Genomic DNA, 24,478 nt, shown 5'->3' on the forward strand with positions numbered 1-24,478 from the left:
TGTGGCTCGGGCACCCCCTTTCAGGGGGCAACACCAGCGGACCGGCGGAGCCGGATCCGCGGTGTTTCTGGAAATGGGAATGCTGTGTGCTCTTTTATTCGCTCTGTTTATTTTTTCTTGGTGGCGGTCCTTCTGAGCGCTGCTTTGCCGGGGTACGCGCTGACTGGTGACGAGGCCAAGGCGATTGCGTCGGGGGATACCGAAGCGCGAATCGCTGCGCTGAATCAAGCGGTCATTGCTGCTGATGAGAAGACTGCGGCGTTCATCCAGGCGATGTCGGATGACGCTGTGAAATTCACTGAGAACCAGGTCTTTGTCGTCAAGGATGACAAAGCCTATGACCCGGTGACCGGGGCGGAAGTGAAGCTGCCGGACGATGCCGAGGATGTGATCAACAACAACCTGATGCGCGGTGCGCTCGATGCGGCGCAAGCGGCGCTCAAGCTCAGCAGCAAGGACGATGCGGCACGGGCCGAGGCTGCGCAGGCACTGTTCAAGGAACCGGACGAGTCTCGTCTTCCGATGGTGGAGAAGGCGCTCGCGGCGGAGACGAAACCGAAGATCAAGGCGCAACTCGAACTGGTGCGTGCCGCGAGCATGTTGAACAGCAGCGACAAAGGCAAGCGCCTGGCTGCGGCAAGGGATCTTGGCGAGAGTCGCAGTCCGGATACCAAGCTATTGCTGAATCAGCGCCTGGCCGACGAGACCGAAGCCGACGTCAAGGCGGCCATCCTGGCTTCGATCCGCAGTATTGACGGCTCGCTCGTCTGGGGTGACCGCATCAATGCGGTCTTCAGCGGGATCAGCTTGGGGTCGGTGCTGTTGCTGGCGGCGCTGGGGCTGGCGATCACCTACGGGTTGATGGGCGTGATCAACATGGCTCATGGCGAGCTGATGATGATCGGAGCCTACGCGACCTATGTGATGCAAGGCATCTTTCAGCGTTATCTGCCTGAGGCGGCATTTGGGTGGTACCTGGTCGCGGCGATTCCTGTGGCCTTCATGGCTTCGGCGTTGGTGGGTGCCGTGCTCGAACGCGGCGTGATCCGCTTCCTTTATGGCCGGCCACTGGAGACGCTGCTCGCCACGTGGGGGATCAGCCTGATGCTGCAGCAACTGGTGCGATCGATCTTCGGTGCGCAGAACGTCGGCGTTGAAAACCCGGCCTGGATGAGCGGCGGCTTCACGATGCTGAGCAACGTCACGCTGCCATGGAATCGCATCTGCATCATCATCTTCGCGGGGCTCGTGCTCTTGGCGATGGGGTGGCTCATTGGTCGTACGAGGCTCGGTCTCTTCGTTCGCGGCGTGACACAGAACCGCCCGATCGCCTCCTGCATGGGCGTGAACACGGCTCGCATCGACACCTACGCGTTTGCACTCGGTTCCGGCATCGCCGGGTTGGCGGGATGCGCGCTCTCGCAGATCGGCAATGTCGGGCCTGACCTCGGGCAGAGCTACATCGTCGATTCGTTCATGGTGGTCGTGATGGGCGGTGTCGGCCAGCTCGCTGGTACGGTGTACGCGGCAATGGGCCTTGGCATCCTCAACAAGTTCATCGAAGGCTGGGCCGGCGCTGTGCTCGCCAAGATTGCGGTGCTGGTCTTCATCATCATCTTCATTCAAAAACGGCCCCAGGGGATTTTCGCCATGAAGGGTCGGAGCGCAGAAGTATGAACACCCCCAGCCTCGCCCACTTCGTGTGGCTCTGCACCCCCTCCAGGGGGCAACACCAGCGGCCCGGCGGAGCCGGTTCCGCGGTGTTCCTGGCTGGGGCGGTCTTTGCGCCTGAATGGTTGTCTCGATGAAATCTGCCGTGATTCCTGTTCTTCCTTCCAAGGGCCCGCTGCTCAGCGGCAAGGGCTGGACTGTCTTCTTTGTCGCGCTGATCGCTGTCTGTGCGCTGGCTCCGGTGCTCAACATCGTTGTGCCCACCGACAGTGCGCTGCACATGAGCGACTACGCCGTGGCGCTGGTCGGGAAGATCATGTGCTACGCGATCTGTGCGCTGGCGATGGACCTTATCTGGGGTTACACCGGCATCCTGTCGCTCGGCCACGGCATGTTCTTCGCGCTGGGAGGCTACATGATGGGCATGTACCTCATGCGGCAGATTGGCCGCGACGGCAACTACAAGAGCGACCTGCCGGACTTCATGGTGTTCCTCGACTGGAAGACGCTGCCCTGGCATTGGACCTTCAGCGGAAGCTTCGTCGCCACGCTGATCATGATCGTCGCGGTGCCCGGCCTGATCGCGTTCGTGTTCGGCTTCTTCGCGTTTCGCTCGCGCATCAAGGGTGTGTATTTCTCGATCATCACGCAGGCGATGACCTTCGCGGCGATGCTGCTCTTCTTTCGCAACGAGACCGGCTTCGGCGGTAACAACGGCTTCACGGACTTCAAGCGCATTCTCGGCATCCCGATGGCGACACAAGAGATGCGCATGACGCTGTTCGCACTGACCGGTCTCACCTTGCTCGGCTTCTTCCTGTTCTCGAAATGGTTGATCGGCAGCAAGTTCGGCCGTGTGCTGCAGGCCATTCGCGATGCGGAGTCGCGCGTGATGTTCTCGGGCTACAACCCGCTTGGCTACAAGCTCACGATCTGGGTGATCTCCGCCATGATGTGTGGCGTTGCAGGCGCGTTGTATGTGCCGCAAGTCGGCATCATCAACCCCGGCGAGATGAGCCCCGCGAATTCGATCGAGATTGCGGTGTGGGCGGCAGTCGGCGGGCGCGCGACGCTGATCGGCCCGATCATCGGCGCATTCATCGTCAATGGTGCGAAGAGTTGGCTCACCGTTGCCTATCCCGAATATTGGCTGTACTTCCTCGGCGCTCTGTTCATTGCCGTCACGCTGTTCTTGCCGAACGGCATCGTCGGCCTGGTGAAGAAGTGGGCCTCGCGGGAAAAGGCGCCGCACGAAGAAGCGGCGCCGAGTGAAGGCCGCCGCGAGGCGCAGCGCGCCCTGGCCGCCGAGCACGGCGTCGAGCCCTCGGCGCTGACACCGCCGCTCGCGGTCGAACCGAAGGGAGCAAGCGCATGACCCCCGATCTCATGGACGCCGGTGCCGAGCGCGTCGCCCGGCACATCGCCTTCGACCACACATTGCAGACCGAGTCGGGCGGACGCTCGGCCGGCTATGGCCGGCACATGACCGCCGGTGAAGTCGACGTCACGCACGGCCGCATTCTTTATCTCGAAGATGTGAGCGTGAGCTTCGACGGATTCAAGGCGATCAACAAGCTGTCGCTGGACATCGCACCGGGTGAGCTGCGCTGCATCATCGGACCGAACGGTGCGGGCAAGACGACGATGATGGACATCATCACTGGCAAGACGCGTCCCGATGAGGGGACGGTCTTCTTTGGCAGCACGATCGACCTGCTTCGGCACAAGGAGGCGGAGATTGCGCAACTCGGCATTGGGCGCAAGTTTCAGAAGCCGACTGTGTTCGAGCATCTGACCGTCTTCGAGAACCTGGAGTTGGCGCTGAAGACTGACAAGGGTGTGAAGGCTTCGATGTTGTTCAGGCTGGATTCGGAGCAGTGCGATCGGCTGGCGGAGGTGCTGCACACGATTCATCTCGATGGGAGTGTGTTGCGGCTGGCGGGAAATCTGAGTCATGGGCAGAAGCAGTGGCTGGAGATTGGGATGCTGCTGATGCAGGATCCGAAGTTGCTGCTTCTCGATGAGCCTGTTGCGGGGATGACGGATGAGGAGACTGCTCGGACTGCGGAGTTGTTTCTTTCGCTGAAGGGGAAGCATTCGCTGATGGTTGTCGAGCATGACATGAGCTTTATTCGGGCTATCTCGGAAATCGTTACTGTTCTTTGTGATGGGGCTGTGTTGGCTCAGGGGACGTTGGATGAGGTTCAGGGGGATGAGCGGGTTATTGAGGTTTATCTTGGGCGGTGATGTGGGTCTTTTGGAGGTTGTTGGCCGGGTTTCGCCCCGGCGGGCGACTTACTTTTCTTTGGTTCGCCAAAGAAAAGTAAGCAAAAGAAAGGCGACCCCACTGTGCGTGTCCCTGCGCTTCGCTTCGGGCAACCTGCGGTGCTCGCTTCAGGCGGGGTCCGCGCGAAACTCGCTGCGCTCAAACACGCGCAGCCCTTGTCCGCCTGAAGCTGCGCTCCTCGGCACGCACAGAGGGGACCCCGACACGAATACCGATACCAATACCAAGGCAGAACGCGCCGTGGCGCGTCCTTCCGGTTTGAATTTGGCTGTTGGTATTCAAAGAGCCGAGCGAAGCGACGGCCCGAGCACTCCCTTCTGTGGGTGCCGAGGAGCGGAGCTTTTCGTGGATCAGGGCCGCGCGTGTTTGAGCGCAGCGAGTTTGCGCGGACCCCACGAAAAGCGAGCACCGCAGGTTGCCCGTAGCGTAGCGAAGGGACGCCCACAGCAGGGTCGCCTTTTCTTTGCTTCCTTTCTTTTGGCGAAGCAAAAGAAAGGAAGTCGCCCGCCGGGGCGAGTCCCGGCCCCCACCCTCAAACCCGCAAACACGGACAACAACAAACCACCCCAATACCAGAGGAGCCCAACGTGCTAACCGTAAAAAACATCCACCAGTACTACGGCGGCTCCCACATCCTCCGAGACGTCACTCTGCAAGCCCACACAGGCAAAGTCACAGTCCTCCTAGGCCGCAACGGCGTAGGCAAGACCACCCTCCTCAAGTCGCTAATGGGCCTGGTCCCCATCAAAAGCGGCACCATCGAATTCAACGGCGCCCCCATCCAAAAAAAGACCCCCTACGAAAGAGCCAGATCAGGCATGGGCTTCGTCCCACAGGGCCGAGAAATCTTCGCCCGCCTCACCGTCGAGGAAAACCTCCGCATGGGCCTCGCCTACAAACCAGGCAGCACGCCCATCGCTCCGGAGCTCTTCGACCTCTTCCCCGTCCTCAAGCAGATGCTCAACCGCCGAGGCGGCGACCTCTCGGGCGGCCAGCAGCAACAACTCGCCATTGCCCGCGCTCTTGCACCGAAGCCCAAGCTCCTCATCCTCGACGAGCCCACTGAGGGCATCCAGCCCAGCATCATCAAGGACATTGGCCGCGTGATCCGCATGCTCGCGGACCGTGGCGACATGGCGATCCTGCTGTGCGAGCAGTACTACGACTTCGCACAAGAACTCGCCGACGATTACCTGGTGATGGAGCGCGGCGAGGTCATTGCCCGCGGCCTGGGCAAGGACATGGAAGCACAAGGCGTGCGCCAGATGGTCGCGATCTGACGCTGACCGCTGATCCTTGTCAACGCACGGGCAGTTCCGCAGTGGCCATCCGCTCGCGCGCCAGCTTCGCAAACGCCTGCAACTCGGCTGCGTTCAGATCCGACACAGCCCACACTTGCATGCCGTCCTGCGTCCACTGCACCAGGTTGTAGCCTCGTCGTGCAAGCATCCGGGGCGGCTTCGCCTTGTCATTCGAGGCAGGCCAGATGAAGAGGTTGACGATGTGCTGGCCTGATCGATAGACCAGCGCAGCGACGGGCCTTCCTTCGATGTAGTCGAGGCGCCCGCCGATCAGCGGCTGGCCCTCGGCGGCGAGATCGACGACCGGCGGCGAGAAGTCGAGCTTGCCGGCAAACCAGGGTTTGACAGTGTGATGGTCCGACGACGCGACGTCGGTGAGATGCGCCGCCATAAGGGAACGCACGTGGCTGTCGGCGACAGCGTCGTCGAGCGACTCCGCAGTGGGCCCGAGCAACAGCGTGAACGCGAGGCCCCAGGCCGTGGCCGCACCGGCGCCGAAAAGCGCAATGGCCTGCAGCCATCGCCATGAACGGGCGGGCGGCTGCCGACGAACCACCGGCTGCACCTCCGAATTGCGCAGTTGCGCGCCGATTCGATCGGCAAGCGCTTGGGGCGGTGCATGCCGGGTGGCTTCGCGCCGGATCAGCAAGCCGAGTTCGTCGTCTTCAGGTGCTTGCATCGCGCTGGGCTCCAGGTTTTGGGGCGGGTGCTTCTTCACGCAGCGCGTCTCGCAGAAGGGCGCGGGCGCGCGAAAGGCGCGACATCACGGTCCCGGCCGGAATCCCGGCGATGCGCGCGATTTCTTCATACGACATCTCTTCCAGTTCGCGAAGCACGATCACCTCCCTGAGCGGCGGCGCGAGCGCCTCGATGGCGGCGTCGACGCGGCGCCCGAGCGCGCGGCGTTCCCATGAGATCGCCGGATCGCCGCCGTCGCGCGGACGCGATCCGATGCCGGCCGCGTCCACGCCGCTGTCACGCACTTCGTCGAATTCGACCTGATCGGCGAGATGACGGTGCTGGCGCATGGCGTCATAGCAGGCGTTGCGCACGATCCCCAAAAGCCACGGCCGCGCGCTTTCGCCGCGCAGGTCGTCATAGAAGCGAAACGCGCGCAAGCAGGCCTCCTGCACCGCGTCCTCGGCTTGCTGGTCGTCGCGCAGCAGCCAGCGGGCCAGGTTGTAGGCGGCGGGCAGGTGCGGCAGGGCCGCGGTCTCGAATCGGCGCGTGCGGTCGTTCAACGAAGTCCTTCCCCTGCATGACGGACGGGGTCGGCGATTTATTCCGGAGACTTTTCAGGGAATAGGCGAGGGCTTCGGGCCGTCATGCGTGATGGCGATTCTGTTCCTTCTCGCCCTACTTAGGAGTCCCTTCATGAAACCATCCTCGATCCTCGTCGCCGCGCTGACGGCACTGTGCGTGGCGGCCTCCGCCACTGCTGCGGGCCCCAAGGCCTATGTCGGCAACTTCAAGGACAACACCGTCAGCGTCATAGACACCGCGGCCGGCCGGGTCGTCGCGACGGTGCCGGTGGCTACCGGACCGGACGGCATCGCCGTCGCGCGGGACGACACGCAGGTGTTTGTCAGCGGCTCGGGCGCCACCAGCCTGAGCGTGATCGACACCGCGAGCGACAAGGTCACAGGCACCGTGGAGGTCGGCAAGGGGCCGCAGGGCGTGGCGCTGACGCCGGACGGGCGCTGGCTGCTGGTCGCAGTCAACGGTGAGGACCGCGTAGCGGTGGTCGACACGAAGACGCACGACGTCGCGGCCACGGTGCCGGTGCCCAAGCCGCACACGATCGCGGTTCGGCCGGACGGACGACAGGCCTATGTCTCTTCGCAGACGCCCGGCAACTTCGCGCTGGTGGTCATCGACCTGCCGTCGCGTGCAGTGACGACCAGCGTGCCTGTCGAAAAGACGCCGCGGGATCTCGAATTCAGCCCTGACGGCAAGGCGCTGTATGTCACGCTGGCGGGCGTGAGCGCGGTGCAGGTGTTCGACCCGGCATCGAACAAGGTGATGGGAGAGATTCCGACCGGCATATCGCCGCACGTGGCGCACCACTTCGCGGACACGCGTTCGGGCGTGGTGGTGGTTCAGGGGCCGGGCGAGCTGATGCTCTTCGACCCGGCCACGCGGACGGCCACCGGCAGCGTCTCGGTAGGCAAGCAGCCGCATTGGGTGGATGTGCTGCCCGACCACGCGAAGGTGATGGTTACCAACGAGGGGTCGAATGACGTGAGCGTGGTCACGCTAGCTGGCGGGCCGGTGGCGACGATTCCGGTCGGTACGGCACCGCGCAAGGTGGCTGTGCAGCACGCGGCTGGCGGCGGCGCAACGGCCAAGGTGTCGATCGACAACTTCGCTTTCGGGCCGCCGCAGTTGGTGGTCGCGGCCGGGCAGCGCGTGACGTGGACAAACCACGACGGCGCGCCGCATGGCATTGCCTTTGGGGACGGCGCACCGGGCACCGATCTGATGCTGCCGGGGCAGGATTTCAGCCGCACCTTCTCGAAGGCGGGCGTCTACGACTACGTCTGCTCCGTGCATCCCTACATGACGGCGCGCGTCACGGTGAACTGAGCCTCGGTCCGCGGCGGGGCGATCGCGCACGCTGGCATCGCGGACGCGCTACGCTCTGGGCTGCTTTCACAGCCCGAGACCCGCCATGTCATTGCGCCCGTCCGTTCGCCCATCGCCACCCGGGAGCGCCGCGTGGATCAATTGACCGCTCTCATGGTCGAGCACGCGGTGGCGGTGGTGTTCATCGCCACTTTCGTCTCGCGGATCGGGCTGCCCTTGCCGGCAGCGCCCTTGCTCGTGGTGGCCGGCGCTCTGGCCGCTGCGGCGCAGCCGCTGGTGGTCGTGGCGCTGGTGGCGGCATCTTGGCTGGGCAACGTGCTGGGCAATGGGGTCTGGTTCTACGCGGGCCGGCTCTACGGTTATCGCTTCATGCGCCTTCTCTGCAAGATCTCGGTCTCGCCCGATTCCTGCGTCCGCAGCAGCGAAACGATGATCGGGCGCTGGGGCGGCCTCTCCCTGGTGGCGGCCAAATTCGTGCCGGGCGTGTCGGTGGTGGCACCGCCGATGGCCGGTGCGCTGGGCATGAGCTCGCTGCGCTTTCTCGCTTTCGAGACCGCCGGGGCGCTGATGTGGACCGCGATTTTCCTGGCGCTCGGCTGGCTGTTCCGCGACCAGATCCAGTCCGTGCTGGACACGCTTTCAGAGGCAGGCGGAGTCGCTGTCGTTGCATTGGTGATTGCGCTGGTCGTGTTCGTGGCGTTTCGCTATTGGCGGCGTCGCGTCATGCTGCGTCTCACGGGGTTGCCGCGGGTGACGGTTGGTGAATTGCTCGGGTTGCTGGAAGGCGAGCCGCCGCCGATCGTGATCGACGTGCGGGGCGAAGGGGGCGTGCAGGTCGACCCGAGGCGCATTCCGGGTGCGCTGCCGATCTCGCTCAAGGAAATCCAGCAGCGGCGAGCCCGACTGCCTTTCGAAGGCGATGACCGCGAGATCATCCTGTATTGCAGTTGCCCCAATGAGATTTCGGCCGCCCTCGGTGCGCAGGCACTGCTGGCGCGAGGGATGAAGCGCGCCCGCCCGCTTGCAGGCGGTCTCGAAGCCTGGGTCGAGGCTGGGCACCCGACCCTGCAATACTGATCAGCGCTCGTCAGTGCCGCTCAGTGCCCCTCGGTGCCGAGTGGCGGCGCAATCTCCTCGAGCGGCTTGCGCTCCGCATCCACCGCCCAGCGCAGCGCCATCAGGCCAGCCACGATCACCAGCACGGCCCCGAATGCGTAGCCCGCGGCGACGGCGCCTCGGCTGCCGGTTTCGATCAGCGCACCGAACAGCACCGGCGCGACGAAGCCGCCCGCGCCGGTGCCCACCGCATAGAAGATCGATATCGCGACCGCGCGCATCTCCAGCGGAAAGACTTCGCTGACCGTGAGATACGCAGAGCTGGCCGCGGCCGACGCCAGGAAGAACACGGCCGACCAGCACAGCGCCTGGCTGCGCGCATCGAGCCAGCCCTGCATGAAAGCCCAGCCCGTGAGCGCCAGCCCCACACCCGAGAGCACATAGGTCAGCGCAATCATCCGGCGACGGCCGACGCGGTCGAAGAGCGGCCCCAGCAGCAACGGCCCCAGCACGTTGCCAAGCGCGAACGGAAAAATATAGAGCCCGACTTTGCCTTCCGCGACCCCATGGAAGCGCGTCAGCACCAGCGCGTAAGTGAAGAAGATGGCGTTGTAGAAGAACGCCTGCGAAATCATCAACGCCATCGCCACCATGCTGCGCTGTGGATATCGACGCAGCAGGACACTCGCCACTTCGCGCCAGCCGGGGCGGGCGCCGTCACCGAGAGCCACATGGCCGGCAGCGGCAGGCAGTGCGCCATGTTGCGCCGCCACTTGCGCTTCGATCTGCTGCACGATGACTTCGGCCTCAGCCGCGCGGCCATGCGTCATCAGCCATCGCGGGCTTTCCGGCACGTCACGCCGCACGAGCAGGATCGCCACCGCCAGCACTGCCCCGAGCGCGAAGCCGGCGCGCCAGCCCAGCACCGGGCCCAGCACGCGCGGATCGAGCAGCCACAGGCTCAGGCCTGCGCCCAGCGCCGCACCGATCCAGAAGCTGCCATTGATCGTCAGATTGACGCGGCCACGCACGCGCGCCGGAATGAGTTCGTCGATCGCGGAGTTGATGGCCGCGTATTCGCCGCCGATCCCCAGCCCCGTCGCGAATCGGCACACGGCGAAGAAGATGAATCCCGGCGAGAAGGCCGTCGCCAGCGTGGCGACCGCGTAGATCACGAGTGTGAGCAGGAAGAGCCGCTTGCGCCCCAGCCGGTCGGCGAGCCTGCCGAACACCAGCGCGCCGATCACCGCGCCGCCGATGTAGAGCGACCCGGAAGCGCCGATCTGTGCTGCGGTGAGTGCCAGCGTGTCGGAGCGCTCCAGCACACTGCCGATGGAGCCGACCAGCGTGACTTCGAGCCCATCGAGCACCCAGGCCACGCCCAGCGCGATGACCACGCGCCAGTGCCAGCGCGACCAGGGCAGGCGGTCGAGGCGGGCCGGGATGTCGCTGCGTGCGGAGTCCATGTCGGCTTCGGTCCGGCCGCGTCCTTCTACATCGCCCAGATGCGCGGCGGCTGGCCGGGCAGCTTCCAGAGTTCGGCGCGCCAGGCCATCCAGATCTTGCGCAGCAGTTGCATCGCGGGTTCGACCACCGGCGCGAGCGCGCGAACGACGATGATTTCCGCATGCGGGCTGGTCGCGCCGGCGCTTTCCTGCAGCGCGTGCCCGTCGATCAGCGATCGTGCGGCGTCCAGCGCAGCCTCGCGCCGCTCGCGGGCAATTGGCGAACCGGCGACGAAGAAGATCGACGCGATGCAGCGATGGCCCGCAAAGCCCACAGGGCTCTGAAGCAGCCGATGGTCGGATGCATCGATGCGTCCGCGTTCGAGCCAGACCCCCGGTGCTTCGATGTGTTGCTGCAGCGTGCCTTGCTCGAAGGGCTTGCCGGCATTGGGCAGTCCGAGCGCGGTGACGTCCCAGCCGATCAGCTCGGCGCCGGGCGCGGCGCGCAGCATCAGGCGGTTTTCTGCACGGCAGCCACTGAAGCAGATCGCTTCGAGCGGCAGCCATTCGAGGCGTGCGCCGGCGTCCAGCGTCAGCTCGGTGCGTTGCAGTGCGAGCTCGCCATCAGAGCGGTAGAAGCGGCTTGCGCCGGGTGTGGTGATCAGGCCATGGCTGCCGGCCGCGGCGCGCACACGGATGTCCAGCGTGTCGCCGCCCACCAGCCCGCCGGGCGGATGGACCAGAACGTTGTGGCAAACGGTGTCGCCCTCCGGATAGAGGCTCTGGAGAATGCGCAGGGGGCCGTCGTGGCTGAATCGCGCAACGCTGCGATGGTTTTCAAGCTGATAGTCGAGTTCGAGACGCGCGTGCCATGGCATGAACGCGAGTGTAGGGGCAGCGTGACGCTACTCGCCTCTGAGAAGGCGGCGAAGCTTGCCGCGAAGCGGGGTCTCTTCCCTGCGCGGGGGAACGCCCAGCTTCTGCGCCATGAACTCGCGCGTGCCGCCATTGCGCAAGTCGACCTCGCGCACGACCTGGCCCGCCTGATAGACGAAGGCCACGTCGGCGAGTTCGAGCACGTCGTCGATGTCGTGGGTGATCATCAGCACCGGAATACCCCACTCGCGGCGCATGACCGCGAGGTCCTGGCGAACACTGCTGCGCAGCATTGGATTGAGCGCGGCGAAGGGCTCGTCCAACAGCAGAACCTGCGGCCGGCACGCCAGTGCGCGAGCCAGCGCCACCCTTTGCTGCTGGCCGCCAGAGAGCGTCCGGGGCCTGCTGTCGGCCATGGCGGACAAGTCGAAGCTTCGCAGCAGGGCTTCGACACGGTCGCTGTCTTCACGCGACATTCTTCGGTGGCGCCAGGAGGTGAGCCCGAATGCGACGTTGTCGCGCACCGAGAGATGCGGAAACAGGGCGTAGTTCTGGAAGAGATAGCCGATGCGGCGTTCGGGCGCCGGGATGTCGATGTGCCGCGTCGAATCGAACAGCGTGCGCCCATCCAGCCGCACATGGCCGCGAGCCGGGTGCAACAGCCCTGCGATCGCCTGAAATGTGAGCGACTTGCCTGCGCCCGAAGGGCCGTAGAGTGCCGCGAAAGGAACATCCGTCGCGAAGCGCGCGGCAAGATCGAAACGCCTGGCGTTGTCCGTGACAGTCAGTTGAAGATCGACATCGATCACGGTTTGCCGAAGCCGTATCGCGCCAGCGTCTGCTGCGCAGGATCTGTCGAAAGGAAGGCGATGAAATCTCGCGCCAGGCTCTTTTCCTTGCTGTCGGCGATGACCGCGACCGGATAAGTCACCGGCGTGTGGCCGGTCGCAGTCAGCACGACCTTGACCTTGTCGCCCATGACTGCTGTATCAGTGCGATAGACGAATCCCGCTTCGGCCTCGCCCCGGCTCACGTAGTCGAGCACCTGGCGCACGCTGTCGGCCTGAACGAACCTGGGTTCCAGCGAGGTCCAGAGATGGGCCGCGTCGAGCACTTCCTTGGTGTAGCGGCCCACGGGCACCGTCGCCGTCTTGCCGATGGCGATTTTCTTGACGGCGGCGCCGCTCAGGTCCTGCAGCGACTTGATGCCCACGCCTTCCTTGGCCGGTTCAATGAGGACCAGACTGTTGCTTGCGAAGTTCTTCCGTGTCGCAGCGTCGATCAGCTTCTGGTCGGCGGCGCGGTTCATGGTTTCCTGATCCGCGCTGGCGAACACATCCACAGGAGCGCCCTGGCTGATTTGCTGCAGCAGCACGCCCGAAGCGGCGAAGTTGAACCGGACCGTCGCGCCCGGCTTGCTGGCCTCGAACTTCGGCCCGAGTTCCTTGAATGCATCCGTCAGGCTTGCGGCTGCCGACACGGTGATCTGCTGGGCGGCAGCGCTCAGGGGGAGGGCCACTGCGAACATGAGCGCGGTGAGGGAAGCGGCGAAACGCGACGTATGCATGGGTGTGACTCTTCGAATTCAGCGGAGGGAGAAGAAGCGGTTCGAAAGAACCAGCACGGTGATCGACAGCAGCGACGTGATGATCACCAGCACCAGCGCGAGATCGTCGTTCCCGGCCTGGGCTGCGTCGTAGATCGCCATTGAAAGGGTCTGCGTCTGCTGCGGGATGGAGCCGGCCACCATCAGCGAAGCGCCGAACTCACCCATGGCTCGCGCAAACGCCAGCAGGGTGCCCGCCAGGATGCCCGGCCAGGCAAGCGGCAGAGTCACGCGCACAAAAACCGAAAGCGGTGACTGCCGCAGGGTGCTGGCGGCGGCTTCCAGCGAGCGATCGACGCCATTGAACGCCGCACTCGCGGACTTGAGCACCAGCGGCAACGCCACGACGGCCGAGGCTACGACGGCTCCGTGCCAGCTGAAGATGATGGTGTAGTCGAAGTGCTCGCGAAGCCAACTGCCGAGCGGACTGCGCCGCCCTGCGGCGACAAGGATGCCGTAGCCGATCACGGTCGGCGGCAGCACGAGCGGCAGCATGAACAGCGCTTCGAGCAGCGTGGAGCCCGGGAACTGCTTGCGCGCAAAGACCCATCCGAGCGCCACGCCGGCCAGCAGGGCCAGCAATGTCGCGAATGCAGCGACCTTCACCGACAGCACCAGCGGTGACCAGTCCATCGAGGCAAGCAGCGAGGGCGTCGTGTTCATATGGGAATGACGGCATTGTTGCACGGGGGTTCAGCAAGCGTCAAAGAACGATAGCCGGACGTCAATTCTCGGCCACCTCCATATCCTGAGCGATACAGCGAAACGATCATTCGATCGCTCCCGATCGTGCAACTCATTGCGCCAGCAGGCGCGTCAATGCGGTGATGTCCGGCGCGGCCGCGACGCGCGCCGTGCTCTCGATCGCGCGGTAGTGCCGCACGAGCTGTTCGCCGACAGGAGTGAGCGCCGTTCCGCCGCCATGCGTGCCGCCAGCGGCTGTGCTGACCGCGGGCGAACTGAGCGCGCGGTTCATCTCGTCGATGAGCATCCAGGCGCGTCGGTACGACATGCCGAGCTGGCGTCCGGCAGCCGAGATTGAACCGGTCTCCGCGATGGCTTCGAGGAGGGCGATTTTTCCGGGGCCTATGGCGATGCTGTCGTCCCTGTAGATGCGCAGGCGGAACTGCACTTTGGATTTCATGCTGGGGAGGTTAATCGATCACGCGTTCAGGTCTTCCACGCCCCGACGTGCGCCGCGCTCGCCTCGTCGATCAGCGCCGGGCCGATACATTCGATCGGATGCGGTGACGAGCGAAACACATCCCGGCACGACAGTTCGGCGTCCCGCTGGTCGCCGTGCTCCCCGCGGAACACGCGCAGTCGCTCGGCGTCGATGCCGAACACCACGCGGCCGATGTTCGACCAGAAGATAGCGCCCGCGCACATCACGCAGGGCTCGCCGGACGAGTAGAGGGTTGCGCTGGCCAGTTCGTCGCGCGACAGCTTGCGTTCGCCCAGCATGCGCACCGCATTGGTTTCGGCGTGACCTGTCACGTCGCCGGTTTCGGCCGTGTTGCAGAAGGCTTCAGCCAACACCTCGCCGGCGGCGGAAACCACCACGGCGCCGAACGGCCGGTTGCCCCGCCGCCGCGCCGCATGCGACCAGACGATGGCTTTGCGGAGATACCGCCCGTCGCGTTCGTCGAGCGGGGTTTCAGGAGGAAAGATGTCTTTGTTGGGTGCGCTCATGTGCGAATGCTACGTTCAGTGCGCGCAGGCAGCATCGAGCTGTTGAAAATGGCATCTGCCGAGGGTTTGCTTTTCAGGCCGAACACGTCGGCCACTTCGTCGACTTGCTGTTCGAGCGTGAGCTTGCGAATGGCGCCGAGCCCGTCGGCCCGCGCGTCCGCCGCGCCCACGTACTGAGCGGTGATGCCCCAGCGGTCGAGTTCAACCTTCGCATCGAGGATGGGCTCGCGCTGCCGCATCGCAGCAATGCTCGGCGCCGGGTTCGCGAAGGTCTCGACGATTGCGCGGTTGGTCGCGCGCAGAAAAGCGGCCACCGCCTTGGGGTTCTGCGCAATCAGATTGCTGCTGGCGAGGATGGCGTTTCCGTACAAATCGACGCCCGCATCCGAATACTTCAGCACCGAGAGTTCGTCCATCTTCATGCGCGCGAAAAGCGACACGGCCGAGTCATGGAAGTACGTGGCCGCATCGACGTCGCCGCGCACCATCACGTTGTCGCGCGCGCTGAAGTCGGTGGTCTGCCAGAGCAATGCGTCGCTCCTCATGCCTTGCTTGCGCGCGACCAGGGGCCACGCGCGGCGCGTCGACTCCACCGCTGCGGCGGCAACTTTCTTGCCTTGAAGGCTCTTGAAGTTGTCGCCGACGCCGTGGTCCTTGCGGCCGATGATCACGAACGGTGCGCGGTTGTAGTACTGATAGACCGCCTGCACCATGGGTGTGCCGGGGTTCTGCGCATTGAACTCGATCAGCGAGCTGATGTCGCCAAGGCCCAGTTGGTAAACGCCGCTTGCGATGCGCGTGATCGAGGCGACCGAGCCCGCACCCGTGTCGATCGTCACGTCCAAGCCTTCGTCCTTGTAGTAGCCCTTGGTCTCGGCGAGGAAGAAGGGCGACGTCTGGCCATTGATGCGGAAGTCGAGCGTGAACTTCAGCGGGGTGAGCTTCGAACCCTGCGCGAACACAGAGGGAGCGGCGAGGGCGGCGGCCCCGGCTGCGCAGGAAGTGAAGAAGGTACGGCGTTGCATGACGGGAGATCTCCGGAAAGTCGTGGGTCTTGATCGCCCGCCTCGCGGCGGGTCGCTTCAAGAGCAATTTCCGGGCGGCGCATGCGTGAGATGCGTGCGCAGCTGAACGCTTCTACTCTTGAACCGTCATTGCATGACGCGTGCCAGCCGAACACGGCGAAATGCAGGCCTGCAACTTGCGTGAGTAGCCGCGCAGAGTAGAAGCGTTCAGCCCGGCGTGCCTGGAATCACAGGCGGCTTGCGGTGGGAAATTGCTCTTTCATGGTCGTCCGTGCGCACACCCGAAGGAGTCTTTTCATGCTCGTCACGCAACAACCCGTCTTCCGCAAGTTCTGGCATGCCGTCATGCCACTGGCAGACCTGCAGCAGGGGCCGAAGCCCTTCACGCTGCTGGGCGAAAACATCGTGCTCTTCCTCGACGCCAAAGGCGAACCTGCCGCATTGCGCGATCGCTGCTGCCATCGCACCGCAAAGCTTTCGAAGGGCTGGTGCGTCGACGGCGAGGGCAAGTCTTGCGGGCAGGGGGCGCTCCAGTGCGGCTATCACGGATGGACGTACGACCGGAGCGGACAGGTGATCCGCATCCCGCAGTACGAGCCCGATCGGAAGATCTCGCCCGACTACAGGACCACCGCCTACCACTGCACGGCGCGCTACGGCTACGCGTGGGTGGCGCTCGAAGCGCCGATCGCGCCGATTCCGGACATCCCCGAGTTTGATGATCCAGCCTTTCGCACGATCTTCCAGTTCCATGAAGAGTGGAAGACCAGCCCCATGCGCGCGCTGGAGAACTCCTTCGACAACTCGCATTTCAGCTTCGTGCACCGTGCGACTTTCGGCGTGGCGGCCAGCCCGCAACCGAGCAAGTACGAGCTGATCGAGAACGACAACGGCTTTTATGCGGAGACCGTCATCCAGGCGGCGAACCCGGCGAAGTTCCATGCGATCAGCGGCGTCACGGATCCGATCACCACGCGGCACATGCGCAACGCCTACTTCCTGCCGTTCTCACGCCGGCTCGACATCGAATATCCCTCGGGCATTCGCCACATCATCATCAACTGCTTCACGCCCATCGACGATGGCCGCATGCAGCTGTGCCAATGGCTGTTTCGCAACGACACGGAAGCCGATTGCCCTGCTCGGATGCTCATCGACTTCGACGAGGAGATCACGCGCGAGGACAAGGACATTCTTGAATCCACCGATCCTGATGCGCTGGTCGACACGCGGCGCCGCGGTGTCGAATATTCAATGGAATCGGACCGGCCCGGGATGCTGATTCGCAAACACCTGATGCAGTTGCTCGCCAGGCACGGCGAGGCCGAAGTGCATGGCTGAAGTCCGCCGGGTCGCTACCATGCTGGCTGCACCATCAGGAGACCTCCATGAGCATCACTGTACGCCGCGACGGCATTACCGGCACCCGGCACATCGTCAAGATCCGTGCGCACGAGATTCCGATCGATGCCGCGCCATCGGCAGGCGGGCACGATGCGGGGCCTTCGCCGCATGACCTCTATGACGCATCGCTGGGGGCCTGCAAGGCGCTGACGGTGCTCGTCTACGCGCAGCGCAAGGGCATCCCGGTAGAGGACATCGAGGTGATCGTCGACCGCGACGACACCCAGGAGCGCCAAGGCACTTACCGGCTCGACACATCGTTGCGAGTGACGGGCAATCTCAGTGAAGAGCAGCGCGCCGAGTTGCTGCGCGTGGCGGCCAAGTGCCCGTTGCACCGGCTGATGACCGAAGTCAAGACCGAGATCGAGACGCGGCTCGTCTGACGGAACCGGGCACTCCGGATCCGGAAGTTCAGCCGACGACCACTTCGCTGATCTGCATCACCGGCTTCAGGTCGGTGTAGTGCGCGACGTCGGCCAGGATCTCCTTCGCGTGCGGGCCGAAGGCCGCCTGGAAAGCTTCGACCGAGTCGCAGAAGAGATGGCACATGCCCACATACACGGGTGGCGCGCCGGGTGCGCCGCCGGCGATGCCCTTGTCGATCGTGTAGGACTTGCAGGCATCGCCCATCAACCGCTTGAGCATCGGCATGTGCGAGTCACGGTAGTAGTCGTGGTCGAACCGGGCGCCGGGGGAATGCGGGTACATGACGCTGACTTTGATCATGAGGGTCTCCTGTGTGCAAGCAGGCAAGCATAGGAGATGCCGCTCACGGCGTCGAGTGTCATTCAGATTCAGTCACTCGCTCACTCATTCTGCGAACCGCGATGCGCCCACGCCGTGGTGTGCTTTTCAAGCGCGCTGAAGACCTCGTACATCCCCATCGCCATCGCACCCACCACCATCAGCCCCGCAAAGGCCAGTCCCATCTGCATCGATGATCCGGCGGAAATCAGCAGGTAGCCGATGCCTTCGTTCGCGGCCGTCATCTCCGAGACGGTGGTGCCGACGAAGGCCAGCGTGATCGCGACCTTGAGCGAACCGTAGAAATACGGCAGCGATCGCGGCAGGCCGATTTTCACCAGCACGTCCCAGCGCTTGGCGCCGAGCACGCGCAGCACGTCTTCAAGCTCGGGTTCAAGCGTCGCGAGGCCCGTCGCGATGTTGACCATGATCGGGAAGAAGCTGATGAGAAACGCCGTGAGGATCGCCGGCCCGATGCCGATGCCGAACCACACGACGAGGATCGGCACGAATGCCGCCTTGGGCAGTGCGTTGAAGGCCGTCATCAGCGGATAAACCGCCGCATACGCAATGCGCGAACTGCCGATCACGAAGCCCATCAACACGCCAACCGCGATGGCGATGCCGAAGCCCGCCATCGTGACCCAGAAGGTGCGCCACGCATGGGCCGCGATGATTTCCTTGAATTCCCAGAACTGCGTCCAGATGCGCCAGGGGCTCGGAAAGATGAATTCCGACACGCCAAAGCCTGAGCAGATGACCTGCCACAGCACGATGACGGCGACCAGCAGCAGCCAGGGCGACCAGCGTTCGATTTGCTTGTTGTTTTTCATGCTGTCTTGCCGGCTTTCACTGCGGGGCTGTGGCGGGCGCTTGAGCCGTCGCCGGGGTGGTGCTTCGGATCGCGCCGATGTGGCTGCGCAGTTCAAGCACGATGTCGGTGAACTCCTTGGTGTAGGTCAGTTCGAGTTCGCGCGGGCGGGGCAGGTCGATGTGGCGCTTCACGACGAATCTGCCGGGGCTCTTGCTCATCACGTACACGGTGTCGGCCAGAAACACCGATTCGCGCAGATCGTGCGTGACCAGAATCACGTTGAACTGCTGCTCCGTCCAGAGGTCGCGCAGGATGCACCAGAGCTCCTCCCGCGTGAAGGCGTCCAGCGCGCCGAAGGGCTCGTCAAGCAGCAGCATCTTGGGTTCGTGGATCAGCGCACGGCAGATGCTCGCGCGCTGCTGCATGCCGCCGGAGAGCTGCCACGGGAACTTGTCCTCATAGCCGCCAAGCCCGACCTTCTGAAGCAGCCGCCTTGCGCGCTCCGCGTATTCCTTGCGCCTGGCCTTGAAAGTCGAGCGGTAGGGTTCGACGATCTCGAGCGGCAGCAGCACGTTGTCCACGGTGGTCCGCCACGGCAGCAGCGATGGCGCCTGGAAGGCCATCCCCGAAATCTTGAGCGGGCCCGTGACAGGCGCGCCGTCGATGCGGATCTTGCCCATCGAGGGCATCTTGAGACCCGTCGTCAGCTTCATGAAGGTCGACTTGCCGCAGCCCGAGGGTCCGACGATGGCGATGAATTCACCGCGGTTGACCTTCAGGTCGATCGCCTCGACTGCGAAGTGATTGGCGCGCAGCAGCTCTTCGTTGTAGGCGAGCCAGACGTCCTGGAAATCGACGAAGGGCGTGACCAGGGGTGTGGTGTCCGCCCCCTTCATTGGCCCCTTCATTACTTGCGAAGAATGTTGAGATCGGTGGACGTGGGCAGCATCGAACCGTTCCACACCGCGTCGGGGTTCACGCGAGTCTTCGTGCCGAAAGCATCCGACACCTGCGAGGCCATCAACGCGAGACGGCCGGTATTGATTTGGCCAAAGCCCTCCGCACGTGCGTCCGGCGTGTTGACCACGGTGTCGATCGCGAGCTTGAGGCGGCGCGTTTCGAGTTCGCTGTTGACGATGCCGTCGCGGGCCTTGATGGATTCGATGGCCACGGCAGGATTGGCGATCACTTCCTTCGCGCCCTTCGTGAAGGCCACGAGGAAGGCTTTCACCGCGGCGGGGTTTTCCTTGATGAGCTTGGGCGACGCGATGATGGCGTTGCCGTAGAGCTTCACGCCGAAGTCGGGATAGGGGAGGATCACCACGTCCGCCGTCTTGGCGCCACGCGCTTCGAGGTTGAGCAGCGAGGTGAAGGTGAAGCCGGTGATGGCATCGATGTCGCCGCGCATCAACATGGTTTCGCGCAGCGTCGGGTCCATGGCGGTCCAGTTCACCGCGCCGATGTTGTTGGCCTTGGCGAAGATCGGGAAAGAGCGGCGGCCGGCATCGAACACCGGTGCGCCGAGCTTCTTGCCGGTGAGGTCGGCGGGCTTTGTGATGCCGCTCTTCTTGAGCGCCATGACCGAAGCCGGCGTGTTGTTGTAGACCATCATCACCGCGACGGGCTTGTTCGGGCTGTCAGGGTTGTTGGCATGAAACTCCATCAGCGCCGCCAAGTCGGCAAAGCCCATGTCATAGGCGCCCGAAGCCACGCGCGTGACCGCGCCGCCCGAGCCATTGCCGGCGTCGACAGTGACGTCGAGCCCGTTCGCCTTGAAGTAGCCCTTGGCCGCCGGATGCGTGAAGAAAGCGCCGGGTCCCTCGAAGCGCCAGTCGAGCTGGAACTTGATCGGTGTCGTCTCGGCATGGGCGACGCCCAGGCCGAAGCTGAGTGCCGAGGCGGCGAGGAAGGACTGAAGCAGTTGGCGCTTGTTCATGCAGAGATTCCGTGTTTTGGTGAATGCACGGAATTGAAGCAAAAACGATGCCTGCACGCACTTGGTGCGAACCCTTTCAGTGAGCCACGGCCAGCCAGACCGGTGGTTCCCTACGCTCCCGCCCGCCGGATAGCAGGCAGTACCAGTGCCTACCTGGACGAGTTCGCGTTCGCGACCGCGAGCGCCGTCATGTTGACCACGCGCCGCACGGTGGCCGAAGGTGTCAGGATGTGCGCCTGACCTTCGGCACCCATGAGGATCGGGCCGACCGTGACGCCGTTTCCGCCAGTCATCTTCAGGACGTTGAAGAGGATGTTGGCGGCGTCCAGGTTCGGGCAGATCAGCAGGTTGGCTTCGCCCGTCAGCGGGCTTTCGGGCAGGGCTTTGCGACGTACCTCTTCGGACAACGCGGCATCGCCGTGCATTTCGCCGTCGCATTCGATGTCGGGCGCCATCTTCGCGAACAGGTCGCGTGCCTGTCGCATCTTGCGGGCCGATCCGCGCTCGGAAGAGCCGAAGTTCGAGTGCGACAGGAATGCCACCTTGGGCGGCAGCCCGAAGCGGCGCACTTCCTCCGCGGCCATCAAGGCGATGTTTGCGAGCGTTTCGGCGCTTGGATCCTCATGCACGTTGGTGTCGGCGATGAACAGCGTGTACTTCTGCAGCGTGAGCGCATTCAGCGTCGCGAAGCCCGGTGCACCGCGCTTCAGACCGAGCACGTTGTGCAGGATTCGCAGGTGGCTGTCGAAGCGGCCGACGAGCCCGCACAGCATGGCGTCCGCATCGCCGAGGTGGACCATCAGCGATGCGATGGTCGTATTGGAGCGGCGCACCATGGCTTTCGATGCCTCCGGCGTGATGCCGCGGCGGCCCATGATCTTGTGATAAGCCTCCCAGTAGGTCCTGAAGCGCGGATCGTCTTCAGGATCCACGCAGTCGACGTCCGTACCCAGCTTGATGTGCAGGCCGGCCTTCTGGATGCGTGATTCGATGACCGCCGGGCGGCCCACGAGGATGGGCTTGGCAAGACCTTCGTCGACAGCCAACTGAGCGGCGCGCAGCACGCGGTCATCCTCACCTTCAGCAAAGGCGACGCGCTTGGCAACCGCGCACTTGGCCGCGGTGAACACGGGGCGCATGAACATGCCGGTCTGGTAGACGAAGCGTGTCAGGTGCTGGCGGTAGGTTTCCAGGTCTTCGATGGGGCGGGTAGCCACGCCGGAGGCTTGCGCGGCCTTGGCAACCGCCGGCGCAATGCGCAAAATCAGGCGCGAGTCGAAGGGCTTGGGGATGATGTAGTCGGCGCCGAAAGCGAGTTCTTGGCCGGCATAAGCCGTGGCGACTTCTTCGCTGATGTCCGCCTTGGTGAGTTCGGCAATCTCGCGCACGCAAGCCAGCTTCATTTCTTCCGTGATCTTGGTGGCGCCGCAGTCGAGTGCGCCACGGAAAATGTACGGAAAGCACAGCACGTTGTTGACCTGATTCGGATAGTCCGAGCGGCCGGTGGCGATGATGCAATCCGGCCGCACTTCCTTGGCAAGTTCGGGCCTGATTTCGGGCTCCGGATTGGCCAGCGCGAGGATGATCGGCTGGCTGCCCATGCTCTTGACCATGTCTTGCGAGACCACGCCGGGTGCCGAGCAGCCGAGGAACACGTCCGCACCCTTCATGACGTCCGCCAGCGTGCGGGCGCCGGTGTCTTTCTGCGCATAGCGCGTCTTCGAATCATCGAAGCCACCGGGCCGGCCGACGTAGATCAGGCCCTTGGAGTCGACAGCGTAGATGTTCTCGCGCTTGGCGCCGAGTCCCACCATGACGTCGAGGCACGCGATGGCGGCCGCGCCGGCGCCGGACACTGCAATCTTGACGTTCTCGATCTTCTTGCCGACAAGCTCGAGACCATTGATCAGCGCTGCGGCGGAGATGATGGCCGTGCCGTGCTGGTCGTCATGAAACACGGGGATGTTCATGCGCTCGCGCAGCTTTTTCTCGATGTAGAAGCACTCGGGCGCCTTGATGTCTTCAAGGTTGATGCCGCCCAGAGTGGGCTCGAGCGCGGCAATGATTTCGACGAGCTTGTCGGGGTCGTTTTCAGCAAGCTCGATGTCGAAGACGTCGATGCCGGCAAACTTCTTGAAGAGGCAGCCTTTGCCTTCCATGACGGGCTTGCTGGCGAGCGGGCCGATGTTGCCGAGTCCGAGCACGGCAGTGCCATTGGTGACGACGCCGACGAGATTGCCGCGAGAGGTGTATTCGGCCGCAAGCGACGGGTCGGCCTCGATGTCCAGACAGGGATAGGCGACACCAGGGGAGTAGGCCAGGGACAGGTCGCGTTGGTTCAGGAGAGGCTTGGTGGGCGATATCGAGATCTTGCCTCTGACGGGCGAGCGGTGATATTCGCGTGCTGCATCGCGCAGGGCCTCTTCGGCGGGGGAAAGTGCGTTGGCCATCGGGTGTCTCCTTGCTTCTTGGCTAAGAGAGAGGCTAACCCAAACTTTGGCTCGTGAGGGGGGAATGGGGGTGGTAGTTGCTCTGCTTTTTTTCTGGATTATTCATCTGTGGAACGAGGGGTGAGTTGGGGGGTGAGTGGGTTGTTGGTGAAGCGGGGTGGGCCTTTTTGGGGGGCGCCCGGTATGCGGTGTGAGCTGTGGCGACCCCGCTGTGCCGGTCCTTCGGACTTCCCTGCAGTGCTCGACTCAGGCGGGGTCCGCGTGAAACTCGCCTACGGCTCAAACACACGCGGCCCTGATCCGCCTGAGTCTGCGCGCTTCGGCGGCACAGAAGGGTCGCCACAGCCCACACCGCATACCGGGCTCAGTGGTTGTGCGGCTGATGCGCGCGTCTCGAACGTCCATGGCCTGCGCGCTGGTGACGGCGATGGCGGCGGACAAACTACCCCCAACCTACCAGCGGAGGCGGGTGGTGTGCCCTGGGCCGGCCGTTGAGGCACCGCCGAGCAGCGCAGCGGTACGCGGATCAGGGCTGCGCGTGTTTGAGCCGTAGGCGAGTTTCGCGCGGACCCCGCGTACCGTGAGCAGCGCAGGGAAGCCGCGCAGCGGCCGGTGACGTCGGCCGGCCCAGGGCACACCGCCCGCCTCCGCCACCCCCATCAAACTCTTCGAAGAGCCTCAAGAAGCCACGGCATGCTGCGCCATGGCCTCAAGCGCCCGCACCAGCGCTGAATGGTCTTCCTGCCCATGGCCGAGCGCCACACAAGCATTCATGAGCTGTGCCGCGCTGGCGGTCTGCGGAAGTGCCACGCCGATCGATCGCGCGCCTTGCAGGGCCAGGTTCAAGTCCTTCTGGTGCAGAGCGATCCGGAAACCAGGTGCGAAGGTTCGCTTGATCATTCGTTCGCCATGCACCTCCAGGATGCGTGAAGACGCGAAGCCGCCCATCAGCGCCTGCCGAACCTTGGCAGGATCGGCGCCGGCCTTCGACGCGAACACCAGTGCTTCGCCGACTGCCGCGATGTTGAGCGCCACGATGATTTGGTTGGCGACCTTGCACACCTGGCCATCGCCCACGCCGCCGACCAGCGTGATGTTCTTGCCCATCTTTTCGAGGAGGGGGCGGATGCGGCCAAAGCTTGCTTCGTCGCCGCCGCACATGATCGTGAGGCTCGCTGCCTTTGCGCCCACTTCGCCGCCGGAGACCGGTGCGTCGACATAGCCGCATCCAAGGTCGATGATCCGCCGGGCGAATCCCTTGGTTGCGATCGGATCGATGGAACTGCAATCGACCACGATCTTGCCTTTGGACAGGCCCGCCGCCACGCCGCCTTCGCCGAACAGCACCTTCTCCACGTCGGGAGTGTCCGGCACCATGATGAAGACGATATCGGCTTGCCGCGCGACTTCGGTCGCCGATGCGCAAACCATCGATCGCGAGGCGAAGGGCTCTGGCGTGGTGCCGCGCGTGTTCACATAAAGCTGATGACCCGCATCGAGCAGGTGAGCCGCCATGGGGGCTCCCATGATGCCGAGACCGATGAAGCCGATTTTCTGTGCGTTGCTGTTGGACATGTCTTGAAGA

24 protein-coding genes are annotated in these 24,478 nt (G+C 64.1%); 8 read left to right on the plus strand and 16 right to left on the minus strand.

The genetic code is table 11. The features are described 5' to 3' along the window. Window positions 1-96 precede the first annotated feature (96 nt). The 4 genes from urtB to urtE all read left to right on the plus strand — a co-directional run bounded on the left by urtB (window position 97) and on the right by urtE (window position 5,238). Complete coding sequence (gene urtB / locus AC1DEK_RS12840) at window positions 97-1,677, plus strand: urea ABC transporter permease subunit UrtB (RefSeq protein ID WP_478125846.1); 1,581 nt, start codon at window positions 97-99, stop codon at window positions 1,675-1,677. 127 nt (window positions 1,678-1,804) lie between these two features. Continuing rightward, complete coding sequence (gene urtC, locus AC1DEK_RS12845; RefSeq protein WP_478125606.1) at window positions 1,805-3,046, plus strand: urea ABC transporter permease subunit UrtC; 1,242 nt, start codon at window positions 1,805-1,807, stop codon at window positions 3,044-3,046. Further along, the gene (urtD, locus tag AC1DEK_RS12850) at window positions 3,043-3,918 is read left to right on the plus strand and encodes an urea ABC transporter ATP-binding protein UrtD (protein WP_478125607.1); all 876 of its coding nucleotides are present in this window, start codon (window positions 3,043-3,045) and stop codon (window positions 3,916-3,918) included. The genes urtC and urtD overlap by 4 nt, the downstream gene beginning before the upstream one ends. A 627-nt stretch (window positions 3,919-4,545) precedes the next feature. Next, complete coding sequence (gene urtE / locus AC1DEK_RS12855) at window positions 4,546-5,238, plus strand: urea ABC transporter ATP-binding subunit UrtE (RefSeq protein WP_478125608.1); 693 nt, start codon at window positions 4,546-4,548, stop codon at window positions 5,236-5,238. 19 nt (window positions 5,239-5,257) lie between these two features. Here the strand turns inward: urtE and AC1DEK_RS12860 are convergent, their stop codons facing one another. Together AC1DEK_RS12860 and AC1DEK_RS12865 are read right to left on the minus strand one after the other, a co-directional pair. After that, the gene (locus AC1DEK_RS12860) at window positions 5,258-5,938 is read right to left on the minus strand and encodes an anti-sigma factor family protein (RefSeq protein ID WP_478125609.1); all 681 of its coding nucleotides are present in this window, start codon (window positions 5,936-5,938) and stop codon (window positions 5,258-5,260) included. After that, entirely contained in the window at window positions 5,925-6,500 is a 576-nt protein-coding gene (locus AC1DEK_RS12865) for a sigma-70 family RNA polymerase sigma factor (RefSeq protein WP_478125610.1), read from the minus strand. The genes AC1DEK_RS12860 and AC1DEK_RS12865 overlap by 14 nt, the downstream gene beginning before the upstream one ends. A gap of 133 nt (window positions 6,501-6,633) precedes the next feature. On the opposite strand from AC1DEK_RS12865, the gene AC1DEK_RS12870 reads away from it, so the two are divergent. After that, window positions 6,634-7,845 (plus strand): YVTN family beta-propeller repeat protein, encoded by a 1,212-nt coding sequence (locus AC1DEK_RS12870; RefSeq protein ID WP_478125611.1) that lies wholly within the window; start codon window positions 6,634-6,636, stop codon window positions 7,843-7,845. A gap of 132 nt (window positions 7,846-7,977) precedes the next feature. Next, entirely contained in the window at window positions 7,978-8,922 is a 945-nt protein-coding gene (locus AC1DEK_RS12875) for a VTT domain-containing protein (protein ID WP_478125612.1), read from the plus strand. Window positions 8,923-8,942: 20 nt separating this feature from the next. On the opposite strand, the gene AC1DEK_RS12880 is transcribed toward AC1DEK_RS12875, so the two are convergent. The 8 genes from AC1DEK_RS12880 to AC1DEK_RS12915 form a co-directional block, all read right to left on the minus strand. Beyond that, a complete protein-coding gene (locus tag AC1DEK_RS12880) occupies window positions 8,943-10,367 on the minus strand; it encodes an MFS transporter (protein ID WP_478125613.1) in 1,425 nt (474 codons plus the stop codon). A 26-nt stretch (window positions 10,368-10,393) separates the two neighbouring features. After that, window positions 10,394-11,224, minus strand: a complete 831-nt coding sequence (locus AC1DEK_RS12885; protein ID WP_478125614.1) for an urease accessory protein UreD — start codon at window positions 11,222-11,224, stop codon at window positions 10,394-10,396. A 27-nt stretch (window positions 11,225-11,251) separates the two neighbouring features. Beyond that, window positions 11,252-12,031 carry an ABC transporter ATP-binding protein gene (locus tag AC1DEK_RS12890; RefSeq protein ID WP_478125615.1) on the minus strand — a complete coding sequence of 260 codons (780 nt, stop codon included), beginning with the start codon at window positions 12,029-12,031 and terminating at the stop codon, window positions 11,252-11,254. Beyond that, window positions 12,028-12,789 carry a molybdate ABC transporter substrate-binding protein gene (gene modA / locus AC1DEK_RS12895; RefSeq protein WP_478125616.1) on the minus strand — a complete coding sequence of 254 codons (762 nt, stop codon included), beginning with the start codon at window positions 12,787-12,789 and terminating at the stop codon, window positions 12,028-12,030. Before modA ends, AC1DEK_RS12890 begins: the two co-directional genes overlap by 4 nt. Window positions 12,790-12,807: 18 nt before the next feature. Then, complete coding sequence (modB, locus tag AC1DEK_RS12900) at window positions 12,808-13,491, minus strand: molybdate ABC transporter permease subunit (protein WP_478125617.1); 684 nt, start codon at window positions 13,489-13,491, stop codon at window positions 12,808-12,810. A 133-nt stretch (window positions 13,492-13,624) separates the two neighbouring features. Next, on the minus strand, window positions 13,625-13,972 hold the full coding sequence (locus AC1DEK_RS12905) for a winged helix-turn-helix domain-containing protein (protein ID WP_478125618.1): 348 nt from the start codon (window positions 13,970-13,972) through the stop codon (window positions 13,625-13,627). A 26-nt stretch (window positions 13,973-13,998) separates the two neighbouring features. Then, entirely contained in the window at window positions 13,999-14,520 is a 522-nt protein-coding gene (locus AC1DEK_RS12910) for a nucleoside deaminase (RefSeq protein ID WP_478125619.1), read from the minus strand. Further along, entirely contained in the window at window positions 14,517-15,545 is a 1,029-nt protein-coding gene (locus AC1DEK_RS12915; protein ID WP_478125620.1) for an ABC transporter substrate-binding protein, read from the minus strand. Before AC1DEK_RS12915 ends, AC1DEK_RS12910 begins: the two co-directional genes overlap by 4 nt. Before the next feature lie 297 nt (window positions 15,546-15,842). Here AC1DEK_RS12915 and AC1DEK_RS12920 point away from each other — a divergent pair, with 297 nt between their 5' ends. After that, on the plus strand, window positions 15,843-16,886 hold the full coding sequence (locus tag AC1DEK_RS12920) for an aromatic ring-hydroxylating dioxygenase subunit alpha (RefSeq protein ID WP_478125621.1): 1,044 nt from the start codon (window positions 15,843-15,845) through the stop codon (window positions 16,884-16,886). A 47-nt stretch (window positions 16,887-16,933) separates the two neighbouring features. After that, on the plus strand, window positions 16,934-17,332 hold the full coding sequence (locus AC1DEK_RS12925) for an OsmC family protein (protein ID WP_478125622.1): 399 nt from the start codon (window positions 16,934-16,936) through the stop codon (window positions 17,330-17,332). A gap of 28 nt (window positions 17,333-17,360) precedes the next feature. On the opposite strand, the gene AC1DEK_RS12930 is transcribed toward AC1DEK_RS12925, so the two are convergent. From AC1DEK_RS12930 to AC1DEK_RS12955, 6 genes are all read right to left on the minus strand, one after another. Further along, on the minus strand, window positions 17,361-17,675 hold the full coding sequence (locus AC1DEK_RS12930) for an EthD family reductase (protein ID WP_478125623.1): 315 nt from the start codon (window positions 17,673-17,675) through the stop codon (window positions 17,361-17,363). Between the two features lie 80 nt (window positions 17,676-17,755). Further along, entirely contained in the window at window positions 17,756-18,526 is a 771-nt protein-coding gene (locus tag AC1DEK_RS12935) for an ABC transporter permease (RefSeq protein WP_478125624.1), read from the minus strand. Window positions 18,527-18,542: 16 nt separating this feature from the next. Then, entirely contained in the window at window positions 18,543-19,403 is an 861-nt protein-coding gene (locus AC1DEK_RS12940; protein ID WP_478125625.1) for an ABC transporter ATP-binding protein, read from the minus strand. Between the two features lie 11 nt (window positions 19,404-19,414). Next, the gene (locus tag AC1DEK_RS12945; RefSeq protein ID WP_478125626.1) at window positions 19,415-20,443 is read right to left on the minus strand and encodes an ABC transporter substrate-binding protein; all 1,029 of its coding nucleotides are present in this window, start codon (window positions 20,441-20,443) and stop codon (window positions 19,415-19,417) included. A gap of 149 nt (window positions 20,444-20,592) precedes the next feature. Continuing rightward, a complete protein-coding gene (locus AC1DEK_RS12950) occupies window positions 20,593-22,893 on the minus strand; it encodes an NADP-dependent malic enzyme (protein ID WP_478125627.1) in 2,301 nt (766 codons plus the stop codon). A 678-nt stretch (window positions 22,894-23,571) separates the two neighbouring features. Further along, entirely contained in the window at window positions 23,572-24,468 is an 897-nt protein-coding gene (locus AC1DEK_RS12955) for a 2-hydroxy-3-oxopropionate reductase (protein ID WP_478125628.1), read from the minus strand. Window positions 24,469-24,478 lie beyond the last annotated feature (10 nt).

Source organism: Variovorax sp. 10N420 (assembly GCF_056394705.1).

Coding starts and splice junctions, on each gene's coding strand:
- urtD (WP_478125607.1), top strand. CDS start 3,043: ATGACCCCCGATCTCATGGACGCCGGTGCCGAGCGCGTCGCCCGGCAC.
- AC1DEK_RS12935 (WP_478125624.1), bottom strand. CDS start 18,526: ATGAAAAACAACAAGCAAATCGAACGCTGGTCGCCCTGGCTGCTGCTG.
- AC1DEK_RS12885 (WP_478125614.1), bottom strand. CDS start 11,224: ATGCCATGGCACGCGCGTCTCGAACTCGACTATCAGCTTGAAAACCAT.
- AC1DEK_RS12950 (WP_478125627.1), bottom strand. CDS start 22,893: ATGGCCAACGCACTTTCCCCCGCCGAAGAGGCCCTGCGCGATGCAGCA.
- AC1DEK_RS12905 (WP_478125618.1), bottom strand. CDS start 13,972: ATGAAATCCAAAGTGCAGTTCCGCCTGCGCATCTACAGGGACGACAGC.
- AC1DEK_RS12915 (WP_478125620.1), bottom strand. CDS start 15,545: ATGCAACGCCGTACCTTCTTCACTTCCTGCGCAGCCGGGGCCGCCGCC.
- AC1DEK_RS12870 (WP_478125611.1), top strand. CDS start 6,634: ATGAAACCATCCTCGATCCTCGTCGCCGCGCTGACGGCACTGTGCGTG.
- AC1DEK_RS12880 (WP_478125613.1), bottom strand. CDS start 10,367: ATGGACTCCGCACGCAGCGACATCCCGGCCCGCCTCGACCGCCTGCCC.
- AC1DEK_RS12940 (WP_478125625.1), bottom strand. CDS start 19,403: ATGAAGGGGGCGGACACCACACCCCTGGTCACGCCCTTCGTCGATTTC.
- AC1DEK_RS12920 (WP_478125621.1), top strand. CDS start 15,843: ATGCTCGTCACGCAACAACCCGTCTTCCGCAAGTTCTGGCATGCCGTC.
- urtC (WP_478125606.1), top strand. CDS start 1,805: ATGAAATCTGCCGTGATTCCTGTTCTTCCTTCCAAGGGCCCGCTGCTC.
- modB (WP_478125617.1), bottom strand. CDS start 13,491: ATGAACACGACGCCCTCGCTGCTTGCCTCGATGGACTGGTCACCGCTG.
- AC1DEK_RS12955 (WP_478125628.1), bottom strand. CDS start 24,468: ATGTCCAACAGCAACGCACAGAAAATCGGCTTCATCGGTCTCGGCATC.
- AC1DEK_RS12925 (WP_478125622.1), top strand. CDS start 16,934: ATGAGCATCACTGTACGCCGCGACGGCATTACCGGCACCCGGCACATC.
- AC1DEK_RS12930 (WP_478125623.1), bottom strand. CDS start 17,675: ATGATCAAAGTCAGCGTCATGTACCCGCATTCCCCCGGCGCCCGGTTC.
- AC1DEK_RS12945 (WP_478125626.1), bottom strand. CDS start 20,443: ATGAACAAGCGCCAACTGCTTCAGTCCTTCCTCGCCGCCTCGGCACTC.
- modA (WP_478125616.1), bottom strand. CDS start 12,789: ATGCATACGTCGCGTTTCGCCGCTTCCCTCACCGCGCTCATGTTCGCA.
- AC1DEK_RS12860 (WP_478125609.1), bottom strand. CDS start 5,938: ATGCAAGCACCTGAAGACGACGAACTCGGCTTGCTGATCCGGCGCGAA.
- AC1DEK_RS12910 (WP_478125619.1), bottom strand. CDS start 14,520: ATGAGCGCACCCAACAAAGACATCTTTCCTCCTGAAACCCCGCTCGAC.